The sequence below is a fragment of the Streptomyces sp. BE20 genome (assembly GCF_036322525.1).
Classification (GTDB): Bacteria; Actinomycetota; Actinomycetes; order Streptomycetales; family Streptomycetaceae; genus Kitasatospora.
Window position 1 is genome coordinate 1 of the sequence record NZ_JAQYWW010000381.1, and the last position, 286, is coordinate 286.

The following is a 286-nucleotide window of genomic DNA, read 5'->3' on the forward strand; positions in this document are numbered from 1 at the left end:
CGGCGAGGCGGACACCCGCATCCTCGCGGTCGCGCGGAACCTGCAGGCCGAGGGGTACGACGTCACCGTCGTCTCCAAGGACCTCCCGCTGCGGATCAAGGCGTCCTCGGTCGGGCTGCTCGCCGAGGAGTACCGGGCCGAACTCGCGGTCACCTCCGGGTGGACCGGCATGTCCGAGCTGCACGTGGCGGCCGACGACGTCGACGCGCTGTTCTCGGCCGGCCACGACACCGCGGTGTCCATCGAGGGCGTCAGCGACCTCCCCGTGCACACCGGACTCGTGCTC

1 protein-coding gene is annotated in these 286 nt (G+C 72.0%); it reads left to right on the forward strand.

Going from position 1 to position 286, the window contains the following annotated elements; all coding sequences use genetic code 11:
- Nucleotides 1-286 (forward strand): PIN domain-containing protein (locus tag PUR61_RS45115; RefSeq protein WP_329875304.1); only part of this gene is annotated, 286 nt, incomplete at both ends.